The organism is Vibrio sp. 2433-A1 (assembly GCF_056726085.1).
In genome coordinates this window covers 1-6,008 of sequence record NZ_JBRESC010000052.1, presented here as the reverse complement: position 1 = coordinate 6,008, position 6,008 = coordinate 1, and the positions used below count along the sequence as shown (strand labels likewise).

Genomic DNA, 6,008 nt, shown 5'->3' with positions numbered 1-6,008 from the left:
CTTAGTATCAAGTTTGAAGTGCGACACTTTTTACAGATGCGCATGAATATACTCCTGTGGTGTAAAGAACCCAAGTCTTTTCCTTGGGCGCGAGTTTAGCTTTCCAGCTATTTGGTTACAGAGCCTCTGTGTCACATGTGACATAGAGGCTTTTTTAGGTAAGTACTGTCTAATTAAACCATTCGTATTTTCATTGGTTCCACGCTCCCATGATTGGTACGGGTTAGCAAAGAAAAACAAACACTTAGTTTGTTTTTCTAACTGAGCATATTGGTGAAATTCAGTACCATTATCAGCAGTAATCGTTTTGAACGGTAAGTCTGATTGCTTAATAATCCTCTTCACTCGAGCGTTCAATGAATTAGTCGTTCTGTCGTCTAATTGGCCTATAAAAGTATAACCGGTCATCCTATCTACTAACGTCACAATGCAGTGTTTGGTTCCTCGCCCAATGACGGTGTCTATTTCCCAGTGTCCAGGTTCAAGACGAAGTTCTGCTTCGTCTGGTCGCTCAGATATATGTTTCTTTGCGGCTAAGCGGCCTCTGCTGTCGTTAGAGCGGTATCTTTTACGCCTTTGCTTAGTTGACTGGCGTAGGTGTTTCCATAACATTCCGCCTTCTGCTTTGTTATTCCAAACATACTGGTAAATCAGTTCGTGACTCATCGTTTTTTGACCAATTCGCCTTAGAAATCCAACTATCTGTTCAGGGCTCCAGTCCAGTTGCAGCAAGGCTGCAACGAGCCTGAAGTCGGTTTCGTCATAGCGCTTGTTTCGCCTTGAGCGAGCGAGCCTATTTCGAGCTCGTTGTTGAGCGTACTCAGGTTGGTACGAGTACCTGTCAAAGTATTTGTTATAGCGCTTATTACGTTCTATCTCACGATAGATCGTAGACTTGTGACGGTTGAGTAATCTAGCAATTCCAGCAGTACGTAGTCCTTGCTTTCTTAAGATAGAAATCGTATATCTTTCTTTCTCAGTGAGGTGTGTATATTTCATGGTTTTACTTCTTGGCGGGAGCAAAAATCATGATTATCGCATCTCACTGTTTTATTTTTCAGTGGTGTCGCACTTCGTACTTGAATCCAAGGCGGCTAACAAACTGTTTAAGAGTGATTCGCAACGCGTGGCATTTTTACTATGCGTTGCGTTTAGTGTTTAAGGTGGTATGCGGTAGCTTTGGTATTGCGTTGCTCACACCTTAACAGGGCGTTAGGGCACAGGGCGAAATGGACAGAATCGTAGAATTAATCAAACAAGATCCAGTTAGAGTTAACGCTTTGAAGTGTGTATCTCAATTGGGTTTACCTCAATGCTATATTGCAGCAGGTTTCGTCCGAAATCTTGTGTGGGATGCATTACATGGTTTTCAGGTGGCGACACCATTGAATGATGCTGATGTTATCTATTTCGCACCTGACGAGCGAGATTCTAATGCCTATTTATACTATGAAGCTCAGCTTAAACAGGTAATGCCGGAAATTAACTGGCAAGTTCGAAATCAGGCAATAATGCACACTCGCAATGGTGACTTACCTTATACAAGTTCACTGGACGCTATGAGCTACTGGCCAGAGAAAGAAACGGCAATTGGTATCCGACAAGTTGCTCCCGAAAAATACGAATGCATATCAGCTTTTGGGTATGAATCATTATTTGGTTACTGTGTCACGCATAACCCGAAAAGGTCACAAGAAACGTTTAAAAGTCGTGTAAATTCAAAAGGGTGGTTAGTAAAGTGGTCATCTTTGAGAATAGTGCCCTAACACACAATTCAACAGTGATTCGCAACGCTTGGCGCTTTCACTTCGGGTTGAATTTGGTGTTTACGGCGCAGTGGTTTAGTTCAGTGTATGCGCTGCTCACACGTTAATTGGGCGTTATAAGCCATGGAGGGAAAATGGAATTTTACAATTGGATTGTAGTTCTTTTGGGAATTAGCTTTATTAACTTATGCGGTTCTGTATATGTCGCAACAAGGAGTGAATTAAACTCATTTCAAAAAGTAGCGCAAGTCACAATTATTTGGCTAATCCCTGTTATCGCCGCAATTGGGCTATACGTATTTCATCGTTCGCAAAGCGTATCGCATGGTCCATCGACAGAATTCGGTGGTGGGGTAAATCCAAATATAAAAATCAAAACAACTGGTGAACGAGACGAGCCTTAAGTCATTGGGAAATGGCATATAACAAGGCGTTTAAGGCGGATTCTCAACGCTTGGCGGCTTTAGTTTGAATCAGCTTTAGCGTTTACGGCACAATGCTTTAGGTGCGGTGGCATGCGTTGCTCACCACTTAACGCGGCGTTAGGGCTCTAGGAGAATACGGTGTTAAACAAAGATATCGCTAAATTTTCATACAAGTGCATGTCCGATTCTAAATGGAGAAAACTGTTCAGAGTTGTTAATGACTCAAGTTTGAAAATGGCACATTGTACGTGGAAACTTGTGGATGAACAGCAATGCCGAAGTGGCTTCGTTCCCGATTTAGAGCAACTTGGTGACAACTATGTAGGCGACTGCGGCGCTTTGAATGATCCTTTTGAATTCAGGCGTATTGAATGGCTTATGTTGCCTCATCGAGTTGAGTTTAAGCCATATGAAAATGCACCAACGCAATACAAAACGCAGGATTTGACGCCAATATTAGAGCATTTAAATATGCTCGGGAGTTTTGAAGTCGAGATGGACAAGGTAGGGTTGAGAATATTTGGCTACAAGCCCTAACAAAGCATTTAAGAGGGATTCTCAACGCTTGGCATTTCTCGTTCTACTTCATGTTTAGTGTTTATGGCACAATACTTTTGGTTGGGTGGTAGCGTTGTTCACCCCTTAATGCGGCGTTATGTGAAAAGGGGAAGTTATGCGGGTTGATTACGATTATCTACATGAATTATTGAGAGTTTTTATCGACGATGAGAAGCCAGTTTTAACTTGTGAAGACTTCACTGAACACACTGAAAAGGATCTTCAAAAGTTTTGCTTGCATGTAAAATTACTTAGCGATCAAGGGCTGGTAGTAAATGCTTTCAAAGATAGTACAGACCTAGGTATTCAATTTGATTGGGATGATGACGGTTACTATTTGGTTGAAGCCCCTTGGCGCCTAACCTCGCAAGGGTATGACTTTGCTGCAACCTTGGACAAGCCCGAAATGCTAACTCTAGTTCGAGAGAAAATGGCAAATGAAGGTATTTCCGCTGTCGTTGATATATCTAAAAGTTTCGCGCGCAAGAAACTAGAAAAGGTACTAGAGGAACATTTCACATAACAAAGCATTTAAGAGTGATTCGCAACGCTTGGCAGTTTCGCTTCGCTCAAGTATAGCCAAGCGTCGCTCACACCTTAATGCGGCGTTAGTTTACACGGAGAGTGTGTATGAAATCAGAACAAGTAGAGTCATTCAGGCGCTTTGTAAGCCTTCTTCCTCATGGTAAAGAAATCGACTTAGTGATTTTGAAGGCTCATTTGTTGATTGAAGAACAAATTAGGTTGATCATTGTAAATAATTTACCATCGCCTCATGCAATAAAAGAAGCAAACTTGTCTTGCAGCCAAGCTATTTGTTTAGCTCAAGCATTGCTACCTGATGAACTCGACCAAAGTTGTTGGAAAGGCGCGAAGAAGCTGAATAACATCCGGAACAAAATTGCGCACAACATAACCAACGAAGGTTTGTATCATCAAATTGAAGACTTCATAAATGCTGTGCCAGCAAACTGGGGAAAGTTAGATTGTGATTTACAAGAACAATTTGAATTGTCGCTGTGGTCGTTATTTGCACAGATATCTAGTTACACTGATATTGAGGTTGCCTATTCTGTGCAAGAGTTTTTAAACCCAGAAGAAATAAACTAACAAGCAATTTAAGAGGGATTCACAACGCTCGGCATTTTTGCTTCTACTTCAAGTTTAGTGTTTATGGCACAATGTTTTAGGTTGGGTGGAGGCGTTGTTCACCCCTTAATTGGGCGTTAGGCAAAGGGCAGAAAAGTTCTTTGTTCTAATCTTTTTGTTCCCTCTGGCAGCTCGCTTTTCTTAGTCGGCAATTCAGTACTGTCGGCTTAAATCCTTGAATCCCTTCAACTCTAAAACATGCCAAATTTCGTGGGTTGCCTCATCGAGTTTCAGTGTCGGTTGGTGTTGAGCTTCACTGGCTCAAGGTGTGGAAAGGGCTAGTTACTCGAAGTTTTCGTTATTGCTGTCATTTCGTAGCTTTGAGTTTCTCAGGTTCAAAAGCTGCATTTGCGCTGAAAGGCTGTGTATCGTGAACGTTGAAAGTAAGGTTGTAACATAGAGACTCCTGTGGTTCTTGAATCACAAAAAGTCAGTGTGTAATTGGTTGCTTACCGTGTTTAAGGTATTCTGTATTCGAACCAAGTTAGTGAGTACGTGGAAAATTTGCCTAACAAACAATTCAAGCTGATTCGCAACGCTCGGCGCTTTCGGTTTCAGTTGGTTTAGTGATTAAGGTGAAGTGTTCGGGTAAGGTGACAGCGTTGCTCACAACTTAATTGGGCGTTAGGCATATTAGTATTGTCGGCTCAAATTCTTGAATCTCTCCAGCCGTAAAACATGCCGAATTTCGTGGGTTGCCTCATTGGTTTTGAGTGTTGGATGGCGGTGAGTTTGACTAGCTCAAAGGGTGGCAAGGGCAAGTCAATTGAGGCTTTCGACTTCGCTGCTAGTTTGTCGCTTTGGCATTTTCGGGTTCAAAATCTGCATTGTTGTTGAACGTCAGCATTTCGTGGTTGTCGAAATTTCGGCTGAAACATAGTGGCTTTTATGGTTCTTGAATCACAAAAAGTCAGTGGGTGTTTGGTTGCTTATTTTGTTTCGGGTAATCTGCTTTCAAAACAACTTAAACATTGGTGGGAAACTTCGCCTAACAAGGCGTTTAAGGCGGATTCACAACGCTTAGCGACTTCAGTTCAGGTTAGGTTAAGTGTTTAAGGTACAATGGGTTAGGTTTGGTGGTTTGCGTTGTTCACCACTTAACGCGGCGTTAGGTAAATGGAAGGAGGCTTCAGTGAGATATAGCTTTAACTTCGAAGATGCGAGTCAGATATTTGTTGGTGCTTTTGCGCTTGCTGTTCCCATTTCATTCTCTGAAGAAGCTTGGCGTTTGGGTGAGAGCTTGCCAATTCTAAACCTGTTGGTGTTATTCACTTTGTCGGTAGTCTTCCTAACTTTGTATACCTATGAAAGTGTTTTTCAGCGTAATGTCACTGAGCGTAAGTTGGTTTTCATTCTACGTATAGTCATTGCATACTTTATGACAGCTATGGTTGTGATGTTAGTGCTGTTTTGCATAAACAAGCTCCCGTTATTATCGGATCCGCTAGTAGCGTTAAAGAGAGTCATCATAATATCCATGCCTGCCTCTATGGGAGCGATAGTCGTTGATAGTTTCGATAAAGAGTAATTTACCTAACAATAAATTTAAGAGTGATTCACAACGCTCGGCACTTTCACTTCAAGCCAGTTTAGTGTCTATGGCGCAATGCGTTAGGTAAGGTGTTAGCGTTGTTCACACCTTAATTTGGCGTTAGTTTTTATGGAGGTTAAATGAAATATTTGATAATGATGAGTATGGCATTATTGCTGTCAGCATGTGCGACAACACCACAAAAACTTCGTCATTCAGAGCCGGTGTTTCAGTCATCTAGCTCGATGAGCCCACCTGCTGTTGCTAGTTGTATTACTGAAAAATGGGAAAACTTAGACTATTTAGTTTATAGCCCAATGGTGACGTTTCATGAATCATCGTTAGGGTATGAGGTAATGCAGTACTTAGATGGTGAACTAGTCCATTTAGCTGATATAGAAAAAACTGAAACAGGAAGTCATGTTAAGGTCTACACACAGTCTTTGATTCTTTGGACAGACCCAGCGGTTAAGTCTCTCATGAGCTGCGAGCTTCAAAACTAACAAGCAATTTAAGCAGATTCGCAACGCTCGGCAATTTAGGTTTGAATCAGCTTCAGTGTTTACGGCACAATGGTCT

At 41.8% G+C, this 6,008-nt stretch carries 8 protein-coding genes; 7 read left to right on the top strand and 1 reads right to left on the bottom strand.

The window, feature by feature from the left end:
- Positions 1-30: 30 nt before the first annotated feature.
- Positions 31-999 carry an IS30 family transposase gene (locus ACU01J_RS21320; protein ID WP_481087369.1) on the bottom strand — a complete coding sequence of 323 codons (969 nt, stop codon included), beginning with the start codon at positions 997-999 and terminating at the stop codon, positions 31-33.
- Between the two features lie 230 nt (positions 1,000-1,229).
- Here ACU01J_RS21320 and ACU01J_RS21315 point away from each other — a divergent pair, with 230 nt between their 5' ends.
- The 7 genes from ACU01J_RS21315 (at position 1,230) to ACU01J_RS21285 (ending at position 5,932) form a co-directional block, all read left to right on the top strand.
- Positions 1,230-1,766 (top strand): nucleotidyltransferase family protein, encoded by a 537-nt coding sequence (locus ACU01J_RS21315; RefSeq protein ID WP_481087420.1) that lies wholly within the window; start codon positions 1,230-1,232, stop codon positions 1,764-1,766.
- A 134-nt stretch (positions 1,767-1,900) separates the two neighbouring features.
- Positions 1,901-2,170: a hypothetical protein gene (locus tag ACU01J_RS21310; protein WP_438469528.1), complete on the top strand. Its 270-nt coding sequence runs from the start codon at positions 1,901-1,903 to the stop codon at positions 2,168-2,170.
- Positions 2,171-2,329: 159 nt separating this feature from the next.
- Entirely contained in the window at positions 2,330-2,728 is a 399-nt protein-coding gene (locus tag ACU01J_RS21305; RefSeq protein WP_301640569.1) for a hypothetical protein, read from the top strand.
- 136 nt (positions 2,729-2,864) lie between these two features.
- Complete coding sequence (locus tag ACU01J_RS21300) at positions 2,865-3,272, top strand: hypothetical protein (RefSeq protein WP_481087419.1); 408 nt, start codon at positions 2,865-2,867, stop codon at positions 3,270-3,272.
- 107 nt (positions 3,273-3,379) lie between these two features.
- Positions 3,380-3,859, top strand: a complete 480-nt coding sequence (locus ACU01J_RS21295; protein WP_161609035.1) for a hypothetical protein — start codon at positions 3,380-3,382, stop codon at positions 3,857-3,859.
- Between the two features lie 1,171 nt (positions 3,860-5,030).
- Positions 5,031-5,426: a DUF2391 family protein gene (locus ACU01J_RS21290; RefSeq protein ID WP_481087421.1), complete on the top strand. Its 396-nt coding sequence runs from the start codon at positions 5,031-5,033 to the stop codon at positions 5,424-5,426.
- A gap of 143 nt (positions 5,427-5,569) precedes the next feature.
- Positions 5,570-5,932, top strand: a complete 363-nt coding sequence (locus ACU01J_RS21285) for a hypothetical protein (RefSeq protein WP_275864255.1) — start codon at positions 5,570-5,572, stop codon at positions 5,930-5,932.
- Positions 5,933-6,008: the final 76 nt, after the last annotated feature.

Excerpts from the sequence above, each read along its gene's own strand:
- ACU01J_RS21295 (WP_161609035.1), top strand. The coding sequence starts at position 3,380 with ATGAAATCAGAACAAGTAGAGTCATTCAGGCGCTTTGTAAGCCTTCTT.
- ACU01J_RS21320 (WP_481087369.1), bottom strand. The coding sequence starts at position 999 with ATGAAATATACACACCTCACTGAGAAAGAAAGATATACGATTTCTATC.
- ACU01J_RS21315 (WP_481087420.1), top strand. The coding sequence starts at position 1,230 with ATGGACAGAATCGTAGAATTAATCAAACAAGATCCAGTTAGAGTTAAC.
- ACU01J_RS21310 (WP_438469528.1), top strand. The coding sequence starts at position 1,901 with ATGGAATTTTACAATTGGATTGTAGTTCTTTTGGGAATTAGCTTTATT.
- ACU01J_RS21285 (WP_275864255.1), top strand. The coding sequence starts at position 5,570 with ATGAAATATTTGATAATGATGAGTATGGCATTATTGCTGTCAGCATGT.
- ACU01J_RS21300 (WP_481087419.1), top strand. The coding sequence starts at position 2,865 with ATGCGGGTTGATTACGATTATCTACATGAATTATTGAGAGTTTTTATC.